General features: G+C 69.8%; 22 protein-coding genes and 1 pseudogene. 11 read left to right on the plus strand and 12 right to left on the minus strand.

All coding sequences use genetic code 11. From position 1 onward, the window contains the following. Positions 1-34 precede the first annotated feature (34 nt). Entirely contained in the window at positions 35-799 is a 765-nt protein-coding gene (locus AB0H76_RS29235) for an ESX secretion-associated protein EspG (protein WP_357330237.1), read from the plus strand. 6 nt (positions 800-805) lie between these two features. On the opposite strand, the gene AB0H76_RS29240 is transcribed toward AB0H76_RS29235, so the two are convergent. Beyond that, positions 806-1,450, minus strand: coding sequence for a hypothetical protein (locus tag AB0H76_RS29240; RefSeq protein WP_357330238.1), 645 nt, complete (start codon positions 1,448-1,450; stop codon positions 806-808). A gap of 144 nt (positions 1,451-1,594) precedes the next feature. Here AB0H76_RS29240 and AB0H76_RS29245 point away from each other — a divergent pair, with 144 nt between their 5' ends. Beyond that, on the plus strand, positions 1,595-2,479 hold the full coding sequence (locus AB0H76_RS29245) for an alpha/beta hydrolase (RefSeq protein ID WP_357330239.1): 885 nt from the start codon (positions 1,595-1,597) through the stop codon (positions 2,477-2,479). Positions 2,480-2,486: 7 nt separating this feature from the next. On the opposite strand, the gene AB0H76_RS29250 is transcribed toward AB0H76_RS29245, so the two are convergent. Both AB0H76_RS29250 and cobC read right to left on the minus strand, forming a co-directional pair. After that, positions 2,487-3,608 (minus strand): Nif3-like dinuclear metal center hexameric protein, encoded by a 1,122-nt coding sequence (locus AB0H76_RS29250; RefSeq protein WP_357330240.1) that lies wholly within the window; start codon positions 3,606-3,608, stop codon positions 2,487-2,489. A gap of 46 nt (positions 3,609-3,654) precedes the next feature. Further along, positions 3,655-4,692: an Rv2231c family pyridoxal phosphate-dependent protein CobC gene (gene cobC / locus AB0H76_RS29255; RefSeq protein ID WP_357330241.1), complete on the minus strand. Its 1,038-nt coding sequence runs from the start codon at positions 4,690-4,692 to the stop codon at positions 3,655-3,657. Positions 4,693-5,016: 324 nt separating this feature from the next. On the opposite strand from cobC, the gene AB0H76_RS29260 reads away from it, so the two are divergent. Continuing rightward, a complete protein-coding gene (locus AB0H76_RS29260) occupies positions 5,017-5,505 on the plus strand; it encodes a low molecular weight protein-tyrosine-phosphatase (protein ID WP_357330242.1) in 489 nt (162 codons plus the stop codon). Continuing rightward, on the plus strand, positions 5,505-6,386 hold the full coding sequence (locus tag AB0H76_RS29265) for an SURF1 family cytochrome oxidase biogenesis protein (protein ID WP_357330243.1): 882 nt from the start codon (positions 5,505-5,507) through the stop codon (positions 6,384-6,386). Before AB0H76_RS29260 ends, AB0H76_RS29265 begins: the two co-directional genes overlap by 1 nt. A 22-nt stretch (positions 6,387-6,408) precedes the next feature. Here AB0H76_RS29265 and AB0H76_RS29270 read toward each other — a convergent pair whose 3' ends face one another. Next, positions 6,409-7,341, minus strand: coding sequence for a cobalamin biosynthesis protein (locus AB0H76_RS29270; protein ID WP_357330244.1), 933 nt, complete (start codon positions 7,339-7,341; stop codon positions 6,409-6,411). Positions 7,342-7,549: 208 nt separating this feature from the next. Between AB0H76_RS29270 and sigJ the strand changes: the two genes are divergently transcribed. Next, a complete protein-coding gene (gene sigJ / locus AB0H76_RS29275) occupies positions 7,550-8,494 on the plus strand; it encodes an RNA polymerase sigma factor SigJ (protein ID WP_357330245.1) in 945 nt (314 codons plus the stop codon). Positions 8,495-8,650: 156 nt separating this feature from the next. After that, on the plus strand, positions 8,651-9,235 hold the full coding sequence (locus tag AB0H76_RS29280) for a hypothetical protein (protein ID WP_357330246.1): 585 nt from the start codon (positions 8,651-8,653) through the stop codon (positions 9,233-9,235). On the opposite strand, the gene AB0H76_RS29285 is transcribed toward AB0H76_RS29280, so the two are convergent. Next, positions 9,204-10,151, minus strand: coding sequence for a hypothetical protein (locus tag AB0H76_RS29285; protein ID WP_357330247.1), 948 nt, complete (start codon positions 10,149-10,151; stop codon positions 9,204-9,206). The two genes, AB0H76_RS29280 and AB0H76_RS29285, sit on opposite strands and share 32 nt — an antisense overlap. 76 nt (positions 10,152-10,227) lie before the next feature. Here AB0H76_RS29285 and AB0H76_RS29290 point away from each other — a divergent pair, with 76 nt between their 5' ends. Then, entirely contained in the window at positions 10,228-10,851 is a 624-nt protein-coding gene (locus AB0H76_RS29290) for a helix-turn-helix domain-containing protein (protein ID WP_357330248.1), read from the plus strand. 3 nt (positions 10,852-10,854) lie between these two features. Here AB0H76_RS29290 and AB0H76_RS29295 read toward each other — a convergent pair whose 3' ends face one another. After that, positions 10,855-11,238 (minus strand): hypothetical protein, encoded by a 384-nt coding sequence (locus tag AB0H76_RS29295; protein ID WP_357330249.1) that lies wholly within the window; start codon positions 11,236-11,238, stop codon positions 10,855-10,857. Between the two features lie 75 nt (positions 11,239-11,313). Beyond that, on the minus strand, positions 11,314-12,081 hold the full coding sequence (locus AB0H76_RS29300) for an MBL fold metallo-hydrolase (RefSeq protein WP_357330250.1): 768 nt from the start codon (positions 12,079-12,081) through the stop codon (positions 11,314-11,316). 71 nt (positions 12,082-12,152) lie between these two features. Between AB0H76_RS29300 and AB0H76_RS29305 the strand changes: the two genes are divergently transcribed. From AB0H76_RS29305 to AB0H76_RS29320, 4 genes are all read left to right on the plus strand, one after another. Further along, on the plus strand, positions 12,153-13,124 hold the full coding sequence (locus AB0H76_RS29305) for a helix-turn-helix domain-containing protein (protein WP_357330251.1): 972 nt from the start codon (positions 12,153-12,155) through the stop codon (positions 13,122-13,124). Between the two features lie 9 nt (positions 13,125-13,133). Beyond that, positions 13,134-13,649, plus strand: coding sequence for a gamma carbonic anhydrase family protein (locus AB0H76_RS29310; protein WP_357330252.1), 516 nt, complete (start codon positions 13,134-13,136; stop codon positions 13,647-13,649). Positions 13,650-13,870: 221 nt separating this feature from the next. After that, positions 13,871-14,023, plus strand: coding sequence for a hypothetical protein (locus tag AB0H76_RS29315; RefSeq protein ID WP_357330253.1), 153 nt, complete (start codon positions 13,871-13,873; stop codon positions 14,021-14,023). 100 nt (positions 14,024-14,123) lie between these two features. Beyond that, positions 14,124-14,744 (plus strand): TetR/AcrR family transcriptional regulator, encoded by a 621-nt coding sequence (locus tag AB0H76_RS29320; protein ID WP_357330254.1) that lies wholly within the window; start codon positions 14,124-14,126, stop codon positions 14,742-14,744. 3 nt (positions 14,745-14,747) lie between these two features. Here the strand turns inward: AB0H76_RS29320 and AB0H76_RS29325 are convergent, their stop codons facing one another. The 5 genes and pseudogenes from AB0H76_RS29325 to AB0H76_RS29345 form a co-directional block, all read right to left on the minus strand. Then, positions 14,748-16,454, minus strand: a complete 1,707-nt coding sequence (locus AB0H76_RS29325) for an N-6 DNA methylase (RefSeq protein WP_357330255.1) — start codon at positions 16,452-16,454, stop codon at positions 14,748-14,750. Continuing rightward, positions 16,451-17,359, minus strand: coding sequence for a zinc metalloprotease HtpX (htpX, locus tag AB0H76_RS29330; RefSeq protein WP_357330256.1), 909 nt, complete (start codon positions 17,357-17,359; stop codon positions 16,451-16,453). Before htpX ends, AB0H76_RS29325 begins: the two co-directional genes overlap by 4 nt. 86 nt (positions 17,360-17,445) lie before the next feature. After that, on the minus strand, positions 17,446-17,712 hold the full coding sequence (locus AB0H76_RS29335; RefSeq protein ID WP_357330257.1) for a hypothetical protein: 267 nt from the start codon (positions 17,710-17,712) through the stop codon (positions 17,446-17,448). Positions 17,713-17,743: 31 nt separating this feature from the next. Further along, entirely contained in the window at positions 17,744-19,015 is a 1,272-nt protein-coding gene (locus AB0H76_RS29340) for a hypothetical protein (RefSeq protein WP_357330258.1), read from the minus strand. A 61-nt stretch (positions 19,016-19,076) separates the two neighbouring features. Then, positions 19,077-19,948: pseudogene (locus tag AB0H76_RS29345) on the minus strand (hypothetical protein); the annotation flags it as partial.

Below are 19,948 nucleotides of genomic sequence, written 5' to 3' on the forward strand. Positions count from 1 at the left end.
GTCAGATCACTTCGGACAGGTTCGAGAACTACACATGAGTGAACTACGTTGGCAGCTGGACGGATTCGCGTTCGACGTGCTGCTGGAGGCGGTCGGGCGCGACCGCTGGCCTTATCCGCTGAGCTTCCAGGCCCCGTTCATGGAAAGCCACGACGACTGGGTGTACGCGCGCAAGCTCGCGGCTGAGCGCGTGCAGGGCCTCTTCGACGAGCGCCTGTACCGGGCGATGGTGGTTCTGCTGGAACCGCAGGTGCGCATCGAGATTCACGGCTTCCACGGCCCGAATCTCGCGCAGGTGGTGCGCATCCACGCGGGGATCGTCGACCGGGAGGCGGTGATGGCTGTGCAGCAGCCGGGCCCGGATCCGCAGCACGGCCGCGATGTCATTGTCACGATGGGCAGCGCGCATCTGCTGACCTCGGAGATCGTCGCGAAACTGCCGCGCAGCCAAGGGGGTTCGCATCCGCCGTTCGGCGCGCGCCGCTCGGATCTGGCGGAGACCGACTACACGGGGTATTCGATGCGTCCCTCCCCCGCCCAGCAGCTGAACCGTTTCTTCCGGCGGCCGCGCACCAGCCTCGGCGAGATCACGGTCTATCCGAGCATCGCCTACGACGCGCGGCCGACCCGGGACGGTCAGGCGTTGCACTGGCTGGACTATCCGGACGACGGCCGGTATCTGCTGGTGAACCACAACGAGAACGACTTGAGCGTCACCCCCGGCGCGACCGACGAACTGCTGCGCCAGTTGCAGTACCGCATCGAGGCGTGCCAGCGGTCCCGCACGCACGCCTGGTAGTTCGGATCAGTTGGGGGCGCGGGTCTTGATGGCGTCGTGGGAGATGTAGATGTCCCACTCGCCGGGGACGGCGATGACGGCGTTGCCGTAGGCGCTGCGGATGAACGGCTTGGTGTACCACTCGCCTTCGCGCATGTCGTCGAAGAAGTCCTTGTCGCTGCCGTTGAGGAAGATGTGGCGCTGGGTGGTGGGCTCGCCGTCGGTGCGCTGGCCGAAGAGGCGGCTGAGTTTGTAGCCGGAGTGGAAGCCGAGGGCGTTGACCCAGGGGTGCAGTTCGACGATGTTGGACTGCATCACCCACTGGTCGCCTTCGACCAGGTACTTCTCCTTCCGGTCCGGTTCGCCGTCCTGGCCGAAGATGGTGAGGTCGACGTCGAGCTGATGCTCTTGGCCCGGCACCTCTTTCACCACCGCGTGCGCGGCCTTGGTTTCTCCGGTCAATCCGAGGTAGGTCTGCATGAGGGTGGCGAACCACAGCAGCGTCACCGCGACCACCATCAGCGCCAGACCCGACGCGCCGCGACCGAGCAGGATTCGCATGCCACCGACGCGGCGCACCTTGACCAGCGCCGATACCAGCAGCGCCAGGCCGAGGAGCAGGAAAAGGATCATCGCGATCTGCAAGACCCCGAAGTCCACAGAGAAGTTCATGCGCTGGTTATACCCCCAACCGGCCGGTCGATTCGCCCGAAAGCGACATCTCGAACTACCCAGCGCCCCTTGATACTTCGGTCCGCTAACCAATTCGGGACGCGGTGCGGGTTTCGAGCCGGGCGCACGGGACATTCGACAGGCGTGTTCGACACTTTTAGCCTGGAGCGAGTAACCGTCGGCGAGGTCACCCTGCGGGTCCGGCACGGCGGGCGCGGGACCCCGCTGTTGCTGCTGCACGGCCACCCCCGCACGCACACCACCTGGCACCGGGTCGCCCCGCTGCTCGCCGAGCGGCACACCGTGATCTGCCCGGACCTGCGTGGCTACGGCGAATCCACCGTGCTGCCCAGCACTTCCGATCACGCGCCGTACGCCAAGCGCGCCTTGGCCGCCGACATGGCCGATCTGATGCGGCACCTGGGTCACGACCGATTCGCCGTCGCCGGCCACGACCGCGGCAGCTATGTCGCACTGCGCCTCGCCCTGGATCATCCCCGCGCGGTCGCCGCGCTGACGGTGATGGACTCGGTCCCCATCGCCGAGGCGCTGGCCCGTTGCGACGCCCGCTTCGCCGAAGCCTGGTACCACTGGTTCTTCTTCGCCCAGCCCGAGACGCCCGAGCGAGTGATCAACGCCGACCCGGATGCCTGGTATCGCAGCCCGGCGAACACCCCGGAGGCCATGGGCGCGGCCAACTTCGAGGACTTCCAACGCGCCGTGCACGACCCGGCGACGGTCTTCGCCATGCTCGAGGACTACCGCGCGGGCCTGACCGTCGACCGCGCCCACGACGAGGCCGACCGCGCCGCCGGTCACCGCGTCACCTGCCCGACCCAGGTGCTGTGGAGCACGAAGGACGACCTGGAATACCTCTATGGTGACGTGCTCTCGATCTGGCGCCCCTGGACCACTTCGCTACAGGGCGCGCCCATCCCGTCCGGCCATCACATGGCCGAGGAGGCGCCCGACGACGTCGCCCGCGCCCTGCTGAGCTTTCTTGCCGACAACTGGTCCACCCCGGTGTGACCAGCGCTCACTCTGCGGCGCCAACCGTCCACGGGTCGGTGCGCAGCGTGCTCACCCGGGTCTCCAACTCGGGCAGCGCCTTTCGGACGACGTCCTCCGCCTGGCCGCACCACGGGAATTCGGTGGCCCAGTGGGCGGCGTCGATCAGGGCCGGGCCGCCGGCGCGCAGGTGCTCGTCGGCCGGGTGATGCCGCAGGTCGGAGGTGACGTAGGCGTCGACGCCGCGGGCCGACACCTTGCCCAGATAGGAGTCGCCCGCGCCGCCGCACACCGCGACGGTCTGGATCAGCCGGTCCGGGTCACCGGCGGCGCGCACACCCCACACGGTCTGCGGCAGTCCGGCGCGGACGCGAGCGGTGAACTCGCGCAACGTCTCCGGCTCGGGCAGCGTGCCGACCCTGCCGATGCCGAGCCCGGAGGGCAGCGCGGCGCGCTCGGTCACGTGGTAGGCCGGTTCTTCGTACGGGTGCGCGGCGCGCAGCGCGGCCAGCACGGCGGCCCGGGCCGCGGGCGGCGCGATGACCTCGACGCGGTCCTCCTCCACCCGCTCCAGATCGCCGATCGACCCGATCGCGGGATTCGCGCCCACCATCGGCCGGAACTGCCCGAGTGTTGCGGCCCGCGCAGCGCATTCGTGGTAGGCGCCCTGGCCGCCGGCACCGGCGGCGAACAGCGCGGCCAGCACCTCATCGGTATGCGTGCGCGGTACCTGGATGACCCAGTTGTCGACGGCCGCCGTGGGTTTCGGATCCAGCGGGCCGGTCACGGTGAGGCCGATCGCCGCCGCGAGCGCATCCGAGACGCCGGGGTCGGCCGAATCCGCGTTGGTGTGCGCCGAGAACAGCGCGCACCCCGACCGGATGAGCCGGTGCAGCAGCGCGCCTTTCGGCGTATCGGCCGCCACCGAGTCGACCCCGCGCAGCAGCAGCGGATGGTGCACCACCAAAGCCTGTGCCCGCCAGTCGATCGCCTCCTCGACCACCCCCGCGGTGGCGTCCACCGCGAACAGCACCCGGGTCACCTCGTCCGCGGGATCGCCGCACACCAAGCCCACCGAATCCCAGGACTCGGCCAGTTTCGGCGGGTACGCCGTCTCCAGCACGCCGATGAGTTCCGCCAGCGTCGTCACCGTTCACCTCCGTCTGTTCGCCACTTCGTCGAGCTTGCACCGCGGGTCAGAGCGCGGCCGTGCGAATCGCCGCGACCAGCCGGTCGACCTCGGCGGCGCCGCGCACCGCCACCCGCAGATAATTCGGGCCCAGCCCCGGGAAGGTGTCGGCGCGACGGACCGCTATGCCCTGGTCCGCCAGGTGTTTCCGGAGCAGTTCACCATCGGGCGCGCGCAGCAGCAGGAACGGGCCGTGGGCGGGCGTGTGCACGTCCAGCCCGGCTGCGACGAGCCGTTCGATCATCGTATTACGGTCGCGGGCAATCGTTTCCGCGCGCTGCCCGGCCTCGGCCACCGCGTGCGGTTCGGCGGTGGCGCGGATCGCCTCCAGCTGGAGCGAACCCAGCGGCCAGTGCGCGCGACCGTGCTCGAGGCGCGCCAGCAGTTCGGGCGCGCCGAGGAAGTACCCGCAGCGCAGACCGGCCAGCGCCCAGGTCTTGGTGAGGCTGCGCAGCACCAGCACGTCGGGGGCGCGCAGGCGCGCGAGCGATTCCGGTTCGCCCGCGATCGCATCGCTGAACGCCTCGTCGACCAGCACGACGCGCCCCGGGCGGCGCAGCGCGTGGATCGCCGCGGCGGGATGCAGCACCGAGGTCGGATTGGTGGGATTGCCCAGCACCACCAGGTCGGCGGCGTCGGGAACGAGCGCCGGGTCCAGCCGGTAGGGCGGCCGCAGCAGTACCCGGTGCACCGGCACACCGGCCGTGCGCAAAGCCAGTTCCGGTTCGGTGAACGACGGATGCACCACCGCGGCCAGGCGCGCCGCCAGCTTCGGCAGCATCGCGAACCCCTCGGCGGCGCCGGCCAGCAGCAGCACCTCGTCCGGATCCCGGCCGTGCCGCGCGGCGACAGCCGCCCGAGCGGCCGCTTCCTCGGCGGCGCTCGGGTACCGGCCCAACCCGTCCAGGCGCTGGGCCAGGCGCGCCCGCAACCATTGCGGCGGCGCGCTGCCCTGCACGTTCACGGCGAAATCGAGCAGGCCCGGCATCGCGTCCACGTCACCGTGGTGGCGCAGCAGCGCGTGATCGACAGTGTCCTCGGGCACGAGAACACACCGTACTCACTCCTCCGGCAGCGGAATCAATTCGAGGTGCTCGGGAGCGGTGGCGCAGGCGCCGCGACCGGCCATCAAGCTCACTCTGTCCCCACGCGCGATCAGCCACTCACCACACACGCAGCGCAGGTAGCGAATCGAACGATGGGTGGACACCGTCATCGGTGACGGCCAAGAGCACGATGGGCAGGCGGGGGACATGGGTGCCAAGCCTGGGTAAGAGCCGCCCCTAATGCAATCATCGCGGCGGCGTGGCGTGGCGCGGACTACAGATCGCCCACCCGATGTGGCGCGGCCGTCCCGCCTACGGCCAGAATGGCGGTCGTGGGTGAGCTGCATATTTCGTTCGTCTGTACCGGGAACATCTGTCGTTCGCCGATGGCGGAGAAGATATTCGCGCACCATCTGCGCCGGGCCGGGCTGGACGACCGGGTGCGGGTGAGCAGCGCGGGCACCGGGTCCTGGCACGTGGGCGACGACGCCGACCCTCGCACCACCGAGACCCTGCGCCGTCACGGCTATCCCGTCGGCCATGTCGCGGCCGTGCTCGGGCCCGATCATCTCTCGGCCGACCTGCTGGTCGCGCTCGACCGCACGCACGACCGCGCCCTGGCCCACCTCGGCGTTCCCGCCGAGCAGCGCGCGCTGCTGCGCGGTTTCGATCCCGCTGCCGACGGCCTCGACGTGCCCGACCCGTACTACGGCGACAGCGCCGATTTCGAGCTGGTCCGCGACCAGATCGAGGCCGCCGTTCCGGGCCTGCTGGATTGGGTCCGCGCCGAACTCCCCGCCGGATCCCGCTGATGCGCAAACTCACCTTCCTGCTGCGCCCCAGCTGGGCGATCCTGGCCGTGATCGTGGTGGCCTTCGCCTACCTGTGCTTCACCGTGCTCGCGCCCTGGCAGCTCGGCAAGAACACCTCCACCGAGCACCGCAACCAGTTGATCGCCGATTCGGTGCGCGCCGACCCGGTCGATGTCGGCACCCTGCTCACCGCGCAGGACGAGCACACCGAGTGGCGGCGGGTGACCGCGGCGGGCAGCTATGTTCCCGATTCGACGGTGCTGGTGCGGCTGCGCCACCTCGACGGTGCGCCCGCCTACGCGGTCCTGGCCGCCTTCAAATTGACCGACGGGCACATCCTGCTCGTCGACCGCGGCATGATCGCCGGACTCAACGGCACCTCCGCGCCGCCCCAGATCCCCGCCGCCCCGGCCGGGGTGCAGCGGCTCGAGGGCCGGGTCCGCATGTCCGAGGGCATCACCCCGGGCAAGGATCCGCTCGCCCAGGACGGCTACCGCCAGGTCTATTCGATCGACACCGCGCAGGAAGCCACCGTGCTCTCCCAGCCCATCACCCCCATCCCCACCGGTGACCGCGGCGGCTACCTGCAGCTCTCCGAAAACCAGCCGGGCGCCTTCACCCCCACCCCGCTCCCCCAGCTGGACGCGGGCCCCTACCTCTCCTACGGCCTGCAATGGCTCGCGTTCGGCCTGATGGCGCCGCTCGGTCTCGGCTATTTCGTCTACGCCGAACTCCGGGAACGCCGCCGGGAGCGCGCGTCCGCCACCGAATCCGCCGCGCCGCCGGCCCAATCCACGGGCACACCACCCGCGTCCGATCCGGGCACACCGACCGGGCCCAGCACCGAATCGCGCCTCGCCGACCGCTACGGCCGCGGCTGACACCACCGATCCGAGCGTGGCCCTACCGTCTGGGCTGCTCGGGACGGAGAACCGCGAAAGCCGCCGCCGCGAGCGTGGCAGCCAGTTGGACCGCCTCCGAGAGCCGGACGGCACGGCGCAGGTCGGTGATCCGCGGCGGGGGCCCGTCCCCGAGGGTCGGACGGAGTTCGGTCCCGTAGCGGTACTGGGTACGGCCGCCGAGTTGGATGCCGAGCGCGCCCGCCATGGTGGATTCGGCGACGCCGGCGTTGGGGCTGGGGTGTTTGGCGGCGTCGCGACGCCAGGCGCGTAAGGCGTCGGCGGGGCGGCCGCCGACGAGCGGGGCCAGGGCCGCGGTGAGCACGCCGGTGACGCGGGCGGGCAGCAGGTTGGCGACGTCGTCGGTGCGGGCGGCGGCCCAGCCGAAGTTGCGGTAGCGCTCGTTGCGGTAGCCGATCATGGCGTCGAGGGTGTTGACGGCGCGGTAGCCGAGCAGCCCGGGCACACCGGCCAGGGCGCCCCACACCAGCGGGGCGACGGTGGCGTCGGAGGTGTTCTCGGCGAGGGATTCCAGTGCGGCACGGGCCAATCCGTCGGCGTCGAGCACCGAGGCGTCGCGTCCGCACAGCGACGGGAGCAGGGCGCGCGCGCCGTCGATATCGCCGGATTCGAGCAGGTCGGCCATCTGCCGCCCGGTCCGCGCGAGACTCCGCCCACCGAGCACCGTCCAGGTCGCCAGCGCGGTGGCCACGATCCCGCCGCGCCGCGCCGCATATCCGAGCCCGACTACGGCACCGACCGCGACAACCTCGTGCGCTACCCCGTTCAACCGCCGATCGGCATACGTCACCGACTCCAACGCGCTTGTCGCCGAACCGAAACCGGCGACCGGATGCCCGCGCCGTGGATCCCCCAGCGCACGATCCAGCGCGAACCCGAGCAGCAGCCCGGCCGCGGTGGCAGTTCCCGTACGCACCTGCCGAGGGTAGCGAAAACCCCGCCGCCGCTTCCTCCCCAGCCCCCACCGGGCCATACGATGCCCTTAGGACCAACCAGTTGGTTCTAATGACGCTTGCGACGGCCACCCGACCACGGGATGTCACACTCGACGGTCGCGTGTCGTCGTCTCGATAACGCGTACCCGACCGGCCCGCGGGCCGACCGACCGAAACGGCGAGGAACCAGTGAGCACCGAGGCATCGACTCCCGAACCGATCGACACCGCGCAGCTGGCGCGGCAGTTCGAGGAGCATCGCCCCTACCTGCGCCGGCTGGCCTACAGCACGCTGGGCAGCCTCACCGACGCCGACGACGTGGTGCAGGAGGCGTGGCTGCGGCTGCACCGCCAGCACGAATCGGGCAAGGCCGCCGAGATCGACAACCTGCGCGCCTGGCTCACCACCGTCACCGGCCGGCTCGCACTGGACTACCTCGGTTCGGCCCGCGCGCGCCGCGAACAGTACGTCGGCGAGTGGCTACCGGAGCCCGAGGTCACCTCCTGGGACGACCCCGCCGACCGCGTCACCCAGGACGAGCGCGTCACCACCGCCCTGCTGGTGGTGCTGGAGTCGCTGTCCCCCGCCGAGCGCACCGCGTTCGTGCTGCAGGACGTGTTCGGCATGACCGGCCCGGAGGTCGCCGAGGTCGTCGGCCGCACCCCGGCCGCGGTCCGCCAGCTGGCCTCGCGCGCCCGCAAGCACGTGGAGAGCGGCACGCCCCGCTTCCCCGCGTCCCCGGACGAGCAGGAGAAGGTGGTGTCGGCGTTCGCGCTGGCCTGGCGCTCCGGCGATCTGAGCGCGCTGCTGGGCGTGCTGGATTCGAAGGTCAGCCTCACCGCCGACGGCGGCGGCAAGGTGCCCGCCATCCGCAAGCCGGTGCACGGCGCGGAACTGGTGGCCAAGCTGCTGCTCGGCTGGTACCACGCGCCGTCGGCGCAGGGTGCGTGGGGCCGCGCGGTCCTGGTCAACGGACACCCGGGCCTGGTCGTCTTCGACGGCAGCCATACCGGGGTGTTCTCGTTCACCGTCGACGACGGCCGCATCGTCGCCATCGATGTGGTCCGCAACCCCGACAAGCTGCGCGATCTCCCGACCGAGGGCGACCCCACCTTCTACTTGCACGGCGAGTAGTCCCCGAAACCCTCTGACCCATCAGTGATTCGGATTATCCTCGGGCACTGCCGGCCGCATCCGCCGCCGACAGTGCCCGATGATCTTGGTTGATTCGACAGCCAGCGGACGGTTGTCTACCATCGCGGCGAATCATCAACCAACGATGGGGGATTCATGCCACAACAGCAGCCGGTGAGTCAGTCCGATTCGCCGGAGCAGTCGTATCGGCCGATCGAGGCCTTCTACGTCTGCGACAGCAAGACCGCCCTCCGGCTGAGCCGCGCCGCCGCGCTCCTCGCCTGGCGGCTGCCGCTGCGCTGGGGCATCCTCCTCGTCCTGCCCGTCTTCCTGCTGACCCGCGGCACGATCCAGCTGCTCGCCGAGGGCACCGGCACCGAGCCGCGCGCGATGCTGGGCACCTGCTCGCTGGTGCTGGCGCTCGAGGTGTTCGCCGTCTGCATCGGCACCGCGGTCCGGATGGTGCACCCCGGTGCGAACATCAAGGCCTACAGCTACTCCGGCGCCCGCATGTCGGCCCGCTACACCCCCGAGGCGATGGAACTGAGCCTGGTCACCCAGCCGCTCACGCATTCCTACGATGACATCAGGAAGATCATCGCGACCGACGACGTGGTGTACGTGCACGCCGCCGGCACCAACGGCTATGTGCTGCCGCGCGAACTCGTCCCCGACGAGGCGCTGGCCCTGCTGCAACGGCCGCGGTACGTCAGCGTGGCGACCCCGGTTCTGCATCACTGACCCCGAATTCGAAATCCGCCTCGGACGCGAAGTCCGCCAACGCCAGGACTCGGTGCAGCGGGTGCACGCCCGCCGCGAGGCCTGCCGACCGCCGCACCGCCGCGGCCGCGACCAACGCGGTGGCCTGGGATTGATTCCGTCCGCGCACCCACCGAGCCGGACCGGAGCGCGGGCGCGCCAGCACCAGCCACTGGTCGGTCCCCGGAAAATGCAGTCCGCGCGGCATTCTGGCCGCCCCCGGCAGCCAGGTCAGGGCCGCCAAGCCCGCCGTGGCCAAGCGGGAATCGACCGCGAAGTAGGTGCGCACCGGCACCTCGAGTTCCCGGGTAAGGGTGTGCTGGTCGGAGAAGTCGGCTCGATACATTCGCCGCGAGCCGTATTCGGGTAGCCGAAATACCTTGGGGCGGCTGAAATTCCGAACCAGCCCATCAGCGGTCGGGAAGCGCCGCCCGAGTAATCCGTAGGTCCAAGCGGTGGCCGCCGCGCCGTGCTCCTCCCCCGCACCGAGCAGCACCGCCAGGTCGATCGGACCGCTCGCCGGCGAATACACCGCCATCGCCAGCAGATTGGTCAGCCCGGGAGCCAGCCCGGCATCGACGATCACCGGCCGCGGCTGCTCCGTATCCCGCAGTCGCGCAACATACTCCGCGCTGGCCGTGACATCGACGAAGGCCGCGCCCACCGCTCCGGCGAGCGCGGCCAGACGGGGATCTTCGGCCCCGGACGCATTGACGACCACCTCGATGCCCGCCAGCGCATCCCGGTAGGACGCGAGCTCCGCCTCCCCCAAATCCACTACGCGATCGGCACGTTCGCGATCACGCCCGGCCACCAGCACGGTGTCCCCCGCGGCCCGCAACCGCGCGACCAGCGGCCGCCCGACCGCGCCGTACCCACCCAGCACCAGTACTCGCATGACTCCTCTTTCATTAGAGCATTACTCTAGCGAGAATTTCACTGGAGTAGCGCTCTAGTCAAGTACTCTCTGCGGCATGACAGGAAAAGGCGCCGGCACCCGCGCGGCCAAGACGACGGCCAACCGGGCCCGGATGCTGGCGGCGGCGCGGACGTTGTTCACCTCCCGCGGCTACACGGCGACCACGATGAAGGCCATCGCCGAGGAGGCGGGCATGGCCGTGCAGTCGCTCTACTTCACCTTCGCGACCAAACGCGCCATCCTGTCCGAACTCCTGGACAGCGCGATCGCCGGTGATACCGCACCGATCGCGACCATGGACCGGCCGTGGTTCGCCGCCGCGCTCGCGGCGGGGCCCGCCGAACAACTCCGGCTGCAAGTCGAGGCCGCCGCGACGATTTTCGGGCGCGTCAGCCCGCTGCTCGAGGTGATCCGGTCGGCCGCGGCGACCGATCCCGAACTCGCCGAACTCTGGCAGACCAACCTGACCCAGCGCCGGCTGGTGCAACTGCGCCTGGCCGAGGCGCTCGCGGAAAAGACCGCGCTGCGTGCCGGCTTCGACGCCGAGCACGCGGCCGATATCGGACTCGCGACGCTCGCGCCCGAGACCTATCACCTGCTCGTGCGCGAACGCGGCTGGACCGCCGCGCAATGGACGGACTGGGCGACCGACGCCCTGACCCGGCAACTGCTGCCGTAACCCTCAGCCGGCGTCCAGGACGCTGGCGGGCACGCCGTAGGGCAGGAAGCGCAGGCGCCGGCGATCGTCGGTGTTGTCCCGATGGGCGCGCAGGGCTTCGAGTTCACTCGGGAAGACCTGATCGACCCGGGCATTGCCCTCGTCGTCCAGGGTGTAGATGGCCCAGACGCCGCTACCGGTCTCGCCGGTGGTCGGCCCCTCGGGCTTCGGCGCGGCGGGGCGTTCCGGCTGGACGAACTGGCCGAGCAGGGATGTCAGCGTGTTGAGGCTGGTGCGATCGATGTACTGACTCGCCTGCCCCAGTTTGTCGCGGAACTCCACGCCCACCTCGCGCAGCACACGTTCGAATTCCTCCGGGTCGATCCCGAACGGGCCGTTGTTTGCCATCGCGGTGTGCTCCTGAATTCGAGGTAGGCGTCTGCCCTCAGTGTCCTCGCGCATCCCGGATTTCGCCACGTCCGATCAGACGGCGACCTCCTGCCCCAGCGGCGGGATCCGCAATTGCCCCGCGCGCCCGGCGTATTCGAAGGTGCGCGCCAGGTGATCGAGGGTCTCGCTGAAGTGCGCCCAGCCCTCGCCGTGCACCGGCACGATGACGGCCTCGCCGAGGTGCCCGGCGGCCTGCACGGCGGTGCGCGCGTTCAGCGTGACGTCGGTGTCGCCGAAGACCCCCGGATTGGCCGCGCCCACGAAGAGCACCGCGACATCGATGCGGCCGATCCGCGCGGCGATCTCGGCGACCAGGTCGACCGAGGCGTTGTCACCGGAGATGTACACCGTCGGCTCCCCGGCGGCCTGCAGGACGAATCCGGTGACGACGCCGCTCAGCGCCTCGCTGCCGGCGGGACCGTGCAGCGCGGGCACGGCGGTCACGGTCACCGCGCCGATGCTCACCGTCTCCCAATTCACCAGGCCGCGAACGCCGTTCAGGCGGGCGGCCGCGTCGGGAGTGGACAGCACGGTCTCGACGGTGGCCAGGAGTTCGCGCCCGGAGTCGTCGAGGTTGTCCGCGTGCTGGTCGTGCGACAGCAGGACCACGTCGATGGCCCCGACCTGCTCGACCGGCACCGCGGGCCCGGTGAGCTTGTGCAGGGTGACCGGGCCCGGGTAGTCCCGCGGCTGGTCGAAGGTGGGGTCGGTGAGCCAGGTCAGCCCGCCGTAGCGGAACCGCAGCGTGGGCCCGCCGATGTGCAGGGCGTGGAGGCTGGTGCGTTCGATCGTCTCGCTCATGAGAACGATCCTGCGCCGCGGCGGCACGGGCGACCAGTGGCCCGCGAGTCACCTTGCGCTAATATCGGGCCATGCATACCGTGGCCGTTCTCGCTTTCGACGGCATCAGCCCGTTCCACCTCTCGGTGCCGACGCTGGTCTTCGGCCGCATCGGCGCGGGCCGCAACAACGGCGACCCGGGCGGCCCCTACGAGGTCGAGGTGTGCGCCGAGCACCCCGGAACCCTGCGCACCCCGGCCGGTTTCGACATCCAGGTGCGGCACGGACTGGAGATCTTCGAGACCGCGGACACCATCGTCATTCCCAGCTGGATCAGCGGCACCGGCATCTCCCCCGAATTACACGCCGCGCTGCATCGCGCCCACGCCCGCGGCGCCCGCGTCGCCGGCCTCTGCCTCGGCGCCTGGGCGGTGGCGGCCAGCGGCCTGGCCGACGGCCGCGAACTCACCACCCACTGGTCCTCGGCCGACGCGCTGGCGCGCGCCTATCCCGCGGTGCGGGTTCGCGCCGACACGCTCTGGTCGGACCTGGGCGATGTCATCACCTCGGCGGGCGTGGCCGCCGCCCTGGACTGCTGCCTGCACCTGGTCCGGCACGATCTCGGCAGCCGTGCCGCCACCGATCTGGCCCGTGCCCTGGTCACCGCGCCGCACCGCAGCGGGTCCCAGGCCCAGTACATCCCGGTGGCCGTGCCCGACGCCGCCGACGACGACCCGATCGAGCGCGCGATGCTCTGGGCCCGAACCCATCTCGGCGACGCGATCGACCTGGACGGCTGGGCCGCCGTCGCCCTGATGTCGCGGCGCACCTTCACCCGGCACTTCCGCGAGCGCACCGGCACCAGCCCGCAGCAGTGGCTGCTGCTCCAGCGCGCCGACCGGGCCCGGCTGCTGCTGGAGACCACCGCCGACACCGTGGACCGCATCGCCACCGACACCGGCTTCGGCACCGCCGTCAGCCTGCGCCACCACTTCCACCGCATCCTGGGCACCAGCCCGGCCGCCCACCGCGCCCTGTTCCGCCGGGAAGACCGGGTGGGTTAGGTTGCAAAAATGATGATCGAGATCGGCGGAGTGGCGCCGGAGATTGACGAGACCGCCTGGCTGGCGCCGAACGCGACCGTGATCGGCCGGGTGCGCCTGGCCGCCGAGGTGAGCATTTGGTACAGCGCGGTGCTGCGCGGCGATCTGGAGGACATCAGCGTCGGAGCCAAGACCAACATCCAGGACGGTTGCGTGCTGCACGCCGACCCCGGCATGCCGCTCTCGGTCGGTGCGGGAGTTTCGGTGGGGCACAACGCGATTCTGCACGGCTGCACCATCGGCGACGACGTGCTGGTCGGCATGGGCGCGACCGTGCTCAACGGCGCGGTGATCGGCGCGGGCAGCCTGATCGCCGCCAACGCCCTGATCCCGGAGGGCGCGCAGATCCCGCCCGGCTCGCTGGTGGCCGGCGTGCCCGGCAAGGTGCGCCGCGAACTGACCGAACCCGAGCTGGATCGGATCCGCCTCAACTGTGCCGTCTACCTGCACAACACCGCCGCGCACCGGGACGCAAAGACAGTGTGAAGATTGGTGTGAGACAGCCCACACTGATCAAGCGTCCAGTAGGAACCGCTGATAACATTTTGCCTGCGTGCCCGGCGTCCCGGGGGCTCTTGCCGAGACGTTGAACCGTCCGCCCCGGGGACATATCCGGGCGAGGCGTGTGTATGGCAGGAGGTATCACGGTGGCGTACGGGGAACCGATGCACCGAGCGAAGACGCGAATGGCCGTCGGAGGGGGCGGTATGCGCAAACTCAGTGTCGCCGACATCGCGGCGCAACCCGGGGGCGTCGAGGCGCTCCAGCGGCGAGTGCACGAATTACGTTCCAGCGGTATCGATTTCGCGGCCAATGCGATCGAGCAGGAAATGGCCGCTTTCGACCTACCGCGCGGTTAGGGCCCTAGCGGACGCGGGATCGACGGGGCCGGTGAAATAATGAACGCTGCGCACCGGCACCGTCGCTGCGGCGCACTATCCGGCAACTGACTGGAGCCCCATGCCGAACGTCGCGTCCATCCTGCAGCGCATCCTGGAAAAGCCCGTCAGCGACGGCGAAAAACTACTGGAGAGCGCGCTGTCGGCCTTCCTGGACTTCGGCATCAAACGCACCAGCATGGGCGAGGTCGCGCGCCGTGCCGGCATCAGCCCCGCCACCCTCTACCGCCGCTTCGAATCGAAGAACGATCTGGTCGAGGCGGTCGGCGTGCGTGAGGCGCAGCGCTTCGTCGCCGAGATCGACAAGCGGGTCCAGGGCGTCGAGGGCGGGCCCGACGAGCAACTGGTGGAGATCTTCGTCGCCTTCATCGCCGCCATCGCGGGCAACGAACTGCTGCGCCGGTTACTGCGCACCGAACCCGACCTGATCCTGCCGCGCCTCACCACCGACGCCGGGCCCATCCTCGCCGTCGGCCGCACCTACCTGGCGGCCAAGCTGCGCGAATTACGGCCCGCCGACGGGGATTTCGACGCCGATCTGGTGGCCGAGGTGATGGCGCGGCTGGCCCACTCGCTCGCGCTGACCCCGGACGGTTTGATTCCGCTGACCGATCCGGCCGCCGGGCGCGAATTCGCCCGGCGCACCCTGCTTCCCATGGTGGGCGTGCGCGTCAGCGCCTGAGCGCTACTCCGCGAAGGCGAGGTCGACGCGCTCGTCGAGCGTCTGTTGCGCGTCGGCGTCGAGCGGGCGGCCGTCCACGAATTCGCCGACCAGCTCGATGATTCCGGCCGAGGCACGAGAACCCGGATCGGGCACCGGAAGCCGCGAGACGTACTGGGTGATCCAGCGCCGCCGGCCCGAATACAGCCGGTTGCCGCAGACCGCGTCGTAGAACCGCAGGCCGAGTCCCGAATTCGCCACTCCCATGAGCAGATACGCGATCCGTTCCGGTCCGATGTCGGCCAGGGAGATCCAGTAGCAGTCCCCGTTCACCACCGCGCCGGAGCGGTCGAAGGCGAAGCGAGGCCGCACACTGATATCGGGGAACACCAGCTTCGGCACCTGCCACAGATGCGGCCGCTGCGGCACCCAGATCTCGAACCACTCCCGCCCGCCGTCGATGACGTACTTGCGGCCCGCCAGCAGTGCGTGGTGACTCTGCAAATACTGTGCGGCGCCGGGGAACTCGCGTAGATCGACCGGAATCCGGCGCGGCTGGGTGGTGTCATAGGGATAGAGCACTCGGGTGTCTCGTGCCCGCGCGATCCGCCAGGGCTCCAGATCGTGGTGCGTGATCAGATCGAACAGCAACTCCGGCTCGGGGCACGGATCGGTGTGCGGCCAGCGATCGGAGATGAACACACGATCCGCGGTCGTCTTGATGCCCACCCGGATGCGGGCCACCTCACCGAAGGTCTTCCAGGTCGCCGCACCGACGCCGGTCAGCCAGTGGTCCAACGCGGGGCGCGACATTCGCCAGGCGCTGTCCTGCGGGTGGACCGAATCAGGTCTCACCGCAGCGACTTCGGCATCACCGCGCACCACCCGAATCGGGGTTCCGGCCGCACGGCGTGGTTCGAGGTCGCCCGTCGACAGGGTTCCCACCTCGATGGCGAAGGTGCGGCCACCGTGCTCGATCAGAGATCCGGATTCCTGGGTCAGAGCATCGAAAAGATCTAGCTCACTGAGGTTTTCGGACGTTTCTACCTGATAGGCGGAGGCGAAACGGCACTCGGTGGACGGCTCGGTCGCACGCATCGCGATGGTGATCGCGGGCAGGACCGCCGCGTCGAAGAGTTTGGTGTCCCCCAGGTCGTACAGTTCCACCGGCGCGAGGTCGCGGCGCAGGATCGCCCGGATGTTGGTGCCCGCCCGGGTGGTGAGAAAGCGGTTGGCGCACAGTAATCCGAGTACGCCGCCCGCGCGGAGTAGTCGGGGCGCGATCGCGACGAACGGGTGGGTCAGATCGATCCGGCCGGTCAGCCCGTACTGGCGGCTGAGCAGTTGCGCGGTGACGCCGCCGAGCTGCTGGGTGCGTACGTAGGGCGGGTTGGTGATGATCGCGTCGAAGCCGCCGTTCGGCAGCTCCGCCGCGGCGGCCAGGAAATCTCCGCTGTGCCAGCGTATTTCGGTACCGGCGCGGGAACGCGCCAGCGCCACCGCCGAGTCGTCGAGGTCGTATCCGGTCAGCTCCAGCCGCACGCCCGGCAGCCGGAGGGCCGCCTCCCGCCGCACGGCCAGCAGCAGCTCCCCGTCACCGCAGGCCGGATCCAGCACCCGCAGTACATCCCCGGGCGGCACGTGCGCCAGCAGCCGGGCCGCGAGGAAACGCGCCAGCACGGGCGGCGTGTAATGCCGCCCGTGCCGTTTGCGCTCCCGCGCCCCGCTCATGGCTGGGATTGTGCCCCAGGACCGCCCGGATTCACCCCGTATTGCCGCGGCTCGGCCGCCATCTTCTCCAACCGCGCGATTCGGTCCGCCATCGGCGGGTGCGTGGCGAACATCCGGCCCATCCGGCCGCCCGCGCCGCTACCCCCGAACGGGTTCGCGATCATCAGGTGCGCGCGCGAGGCGATCTTCGGTGCCGGCGGCAGCGGCGCGGCCGCGACACCGCGTTCGAGCTTGCGCAGTGCCGAGGCCAGCGCCAGCGGATCCCCGGTCAGGCGCGCGCCGTCGGCGTCGGCCTCGTACTCGCGGGTCCGCGAGACCATCATGCGCACCATGGTCGCCGCCAGCGGCCCGAGCAGCGAAACCAGCAGCATCGCCAGCGGATTGACCCGGCCGTCGCCGCGCATGCCGCCGGAGAACAGCGCCAGCTGCGAGAGACCGGAGACGATCGCGGCCAAGGTGCCCGCGATCGAGGAGGTGAGAATGTCGCGGCTGTAGACGTGCGACAGCTCGTGCCCGAGCACCGCCCGCAGTTCGCGCTCGTCGAGGATCTGCAAGATCCCCTGCGTCACGCACACCGCCGCGTGCTGCGGATTGCGCCCGGTCGCGAACGCGTTCGGCGCGCCGGTCGGGCTGACATAGAGCCGGGGCATGGGCTGGCCCGCCGAGGTCGCCAGATCCTGCACGATCCGGTAGATCTCCGGGGCCTCCTGCTGGCTGATCGGCTGGGCCCGCATGGCCCGCAGCGCCAGTTTGTCGCTGTTGAAATAGGCGTAGGCATTCATCCCGATCGCCAGCAGCACCGACAGCACCAGGATGGTGGGATTACGGAACAGCGCTCCGATGAACACGATCAGCGCCGACATACCGACCAGAAGGCCGAAGGTCTTCAACCCGTTGGCATTCACGTCTGCCTCGTCTCAGTTCGCGTCGAAGGGAAAACGCGCCTCGGCGCGCCCGTGCGTTCGCGGGCGCGCCGAGGCGGTCGACTCGATCAGCGGGTGTGCGTACCGGTGCCACGACCACGCGTGATCATGGCGCCGATCGCGGTCACGATCGCACCGACTACACCACCGCCTGCCACCTGCCCGAGCACCTGACCGAAGTCCAGGCCGCTGCTGGTCGCCGCCTGGATGATGGCACCGGTGATGCCACCGCCGACGGCGCCCAGGGCGCTGTTGCCCGCCATGCCGAGGTTGCTCTTGGCGCCGGCGAGGTTACCGCCGACCAGTCCCGCGAGAAGTCCCAGAATCCATTCCATCGCAATGCCCTCCTAATCGAGTGGGTGGTGCTTAACGGTTCGGATCCGAGTCGCTCTTGTCTTCCATGCTGCGCTGGTTGGCGCCGACCGCGTTGTTCTCGTAGGTGACGGTCATGTCCTCGCCGGGCTTGCCGTCGTGGAACGCGTGCCGCCCGGTGGTCATCGGCGGCTCGTGATCCCGATCCACCATGCGCGGCGCGACCGGAGGCTTGGGCGCCTCGTAGGCCGGGCGAGCGGTGGTCCAAGGCTGGGTCTTGGGCGCTTCCACCCGCGGACCCTTGTACTCGGGCCGCGGCGCGTTGTACTTCGGCGGCTCGGGCGCCCGCGTCGTGGCCGGCCGGACCGGTGCCACGGGACGAGCCGTGGGAGCCACCGGACGGGTCGGCGCCGGGCGAGTGACGCCGGCCGTGGTGGTCGGACGACGGCCCATCAGGCCGAGCAGCGCACCGGCGACCGCGGTGATCGCCAAACCGATCGGCACACCCCACCACCGGTTGATGCCGCCGCCGTCGTCGGACGAGGCGGCCTCGGTGTCCACGGACGGTGCGGACACATCGGGCACGTCAGGATTCACCGGCGGCACGGCCGGCGCTTCCACGTTCGGCGCCGCGGCCTTGAACCCGGGCAGGTTCGCGGCCAGATCCGGGGGCACGGTCACGGTGCCGTTGGCTTCGGACCATTGGATCTCGGTGCCGGCCGGGCCGGCGAACATGCCGGTCATCGTGCCGTTGACATCGGTCATGTCGGCGGTCGGATACCCGAACGGTCCGGCCACGCCACCGCTGGCGCGCCAGGCGTCGAGCACCTTGCCCTGCACGGCATGCGCGCCGTTCTCCGGGCTCCAGTAGATGGCCGCGCCGCCCTCCTGGGCGAAGTTGTTGAAGCGGCCGACACCGTCGCCGGTGCCGCTCTCATCGTTGGTCGGGAAGCCCAGCGAGCCCTCCGGCCCGCCCATCGCCTGGTACTTCGCCAGGATGTCGCCGTACATCACCTTCGCGCCGGTATCGGTCGAGTAGTAGATGTTGCACCCCTGGTAGCCGCGCATGGCGCCACCGGTGATCGAGGTGGCCGCGCCGGTGGGCTGACCACAGAAGGAGCCGGCGCCGCCGAAATCGGAGTAGCGGGCGTCGATCGCCTTCGTGGCGTCCGCCGAAACCTCCTGGGCCGCGGCGAACGGCGCCGCACCGAGCAGTGCGCCGGAACCGAGCAGCACCGCTGCGCCGAGCACGAGCCCACGGGCCCGCCACTGTTTACGATCACCGAGATCCGTTGTTGCCGAAGGGAACCGCACGAATTCTGACATCACCAAAACTCCTTTGACAGGGTTGGGGATTTGCCTTCTGGTCGGTCGTGCTGCGGGATCGTCAGTGACGCTGACGTCGATCCCGATTGGCGTCGTCACGGTCGGCCTCCTTCGCGGAGTCCGGATCCTGGACGAGTTCTTCACTCGGCAGGACGTCCGACGCCTTGCCGAGGATGCCGCCGATGGGATGCTTGCCGGTGCGACGCTCGATGAACTCCACGTCGCGCGGATCGCCGGAATCGCGAACCACGGCCTGCACTTCCCTTGCCGAGCCCTTGTCCTCGTGCACAACGGTGGTGACGGTCTCGTGTCCTTCCTCCACGACCCGCTCGACCGGCTTCTCCACGTACTTGTGCACCAGCACCGGCTTTTCGACGACAACCTCAACGATTCTTTCGACGACGGTCTCGACCGGCTTCTCGACGATCCGCTCGGCCAGGACGTCGAACTGCTTCTCGACGACCCGCTCGACCAGACGTGGGACCTGGACCATCTTCTCGAGCACCTTCTCGACCGGCCGCTCGATGGTCTTCTCCACGATCTTGGGCCGCTCGACGACCTTCTCGACGACCTTGTCGACCGGGCGCTCGACCACCTTGTCGATGATGTTCGGCTTCTCGACCATGCGCTCGACGACTCGGTCGACCGGGCGATCGATGGCCTTCTCGATGATGTTGGGCTGCTCCACCACCTTCTCCACCACGTGGTCGACGGTCTTGTTCACGACCTTCTCGACGACGTTGGGAGTGGTGACAACCTTCTCCACCACCTGATCGACCTGCCGGTTCACGACCTTCTCGACCACGTTCGGGCTGGTGACCACCTTCTCCACCACCTGATCGACCTTGCGATCGACCGTCTTCTCGATGATGTTGGGGGTTTCCACCACCCGTTCGACCACCTTGTCCACCGGACGATCGATGGTCTTCTCGA

Origin of the sequence: Nocardia sp. NPDC050712, from assembly GCF_040654295.1 — a bacterium.
Taxonomy (GTDB): domain Bacteria; phylum Actinomycetota; class Actinomycetes; order Mycobacteriales; family Mycobacteriaceae; genus Nocardia.

What these genes read in the sequence shown, in the direction of transcription:
- AB0H76_RS29235 (WP_357330237.1), top strand. Translation starts at nt 35, where the DNA reads ATGAGTGAACTACGTTGGCAGCTGGACGGATTCGCGTTCGACGTGCTG.
- AB0H76_RS29240 (WP_357330238.1), bottom strand. Translation starts at nt 1,450, where the DNA reads ATGAACTTCTCTGTGGACTTCGGGGTCTTGCAGATCGCGATGATCCTT.
- AB0H76_RS29260 (WP_357330242.1), top strand. Translation starts at nt 5,017, where the DNA reads ATGGCGGTCGTGGGTGAGCTGCATATTTCGTTCGTCTGTACCGGGAAC.
- AB0H76_RS29265 (WP_357330243.1), top strand. Translation starts at nt 5,505, where the DNA reads ATGCGCAAACTCACCTTCCTGCTGCGCCCCAGCTGGGCGATCCTGGCC.
- AB0H76_RS29280 (WP_357330246.1), top strand. Translation starts at nt 8,651, where the DNA reads ATGCCACAACAGCAGCCGGTGAGTCAGTCCGATTCGCCGGAGCAGTCG.
- AB0H76_RS29285 (WP_357330247.1), bottom strand. Translation starts at nt 10,151, where the DNA reads ATGCGAGTACTGGTGCTGGGTGGGTACGGCGCGGTCGGGCGGCCGCTG.
- AB0H76_RS29290 (WP_357330248.1), top strand. Translation starts at nt 10,228, where the DNA reads ATGACAGGAAAAGGCGCCGGCACCCGCGCGGCCAAGACGACGGCCAAC.
- AB0H76_RS29295 (WP_357330249.1), bottom strand. Translation starts at nt 11,238, where the DNA reads ATGGCAAACAACGGCCCGTTCGGGATCGACCCGGAGGAATTCGAACGT.
- AB0H76_RS29300 (WP_357330250.1), bottom strand. Translation starts at nt 12,081, where the DNA reads ATGAGCGAGACGATCGAACGCACCAGCCTCCACGCCCTGCACATCGGC.
- AB0H76_RS29305 (WP_357330251.1), top strand. Translation starts at nt 12,153, where the DNA reads ATGCATACCGTGGCCGTTCTCGCTTTCGACGGCATCAGCCCGTTCCAC.
- AB0H76_RS29310 (WP_357330252.1), top strand. Translation starts at nt 13,134, where the DNA reads ATGATGATCGAGATCGGCGGAGTGGCGCCGGAGATTGACGAGACCGCC.
- AB0H76_RS29315 (WP_357330253.1), top strand. Translation starts at nt 13,871, where the DNA reads ATGCGCAAACTCAGTGTCGCCGACATCGCGGCGCAACCCGGGGGCGTC.
- AB0H76_RS29320 (WP_357330254.1), top strand. Translation starts at nt 14,124, where the DNA reads ATGCCGAACGTCGCGTCCATCCTGCAGCGCATCCTGGAAAAGCCCGTC.
- AB0H76_RS29325 (WP_357330255.1), bottom strand. Translation starts at nt 16,454, where the DNA reads ATGAGCGGGGCGCGGGAGCGCAAACGGCACGGGCGGCATTACACGCCG.
- AB0H76_RS29335 (WP_357330257.1), bottom strand. Translation starts at nt 17,712, where the DNA reads ATGGAATGGATTCTGGGACTTCTCGCGGGACTGGTCGGCGGTAACCTC.
- AB0H76_RS29340 (WP_357330258.1), bottom strand. Translation starts at nt 19,015, where the DNA reads ATGTCAGAATTCGTGCGGTTCCCTTCGGCAACAACGGATCTCGGTGAT.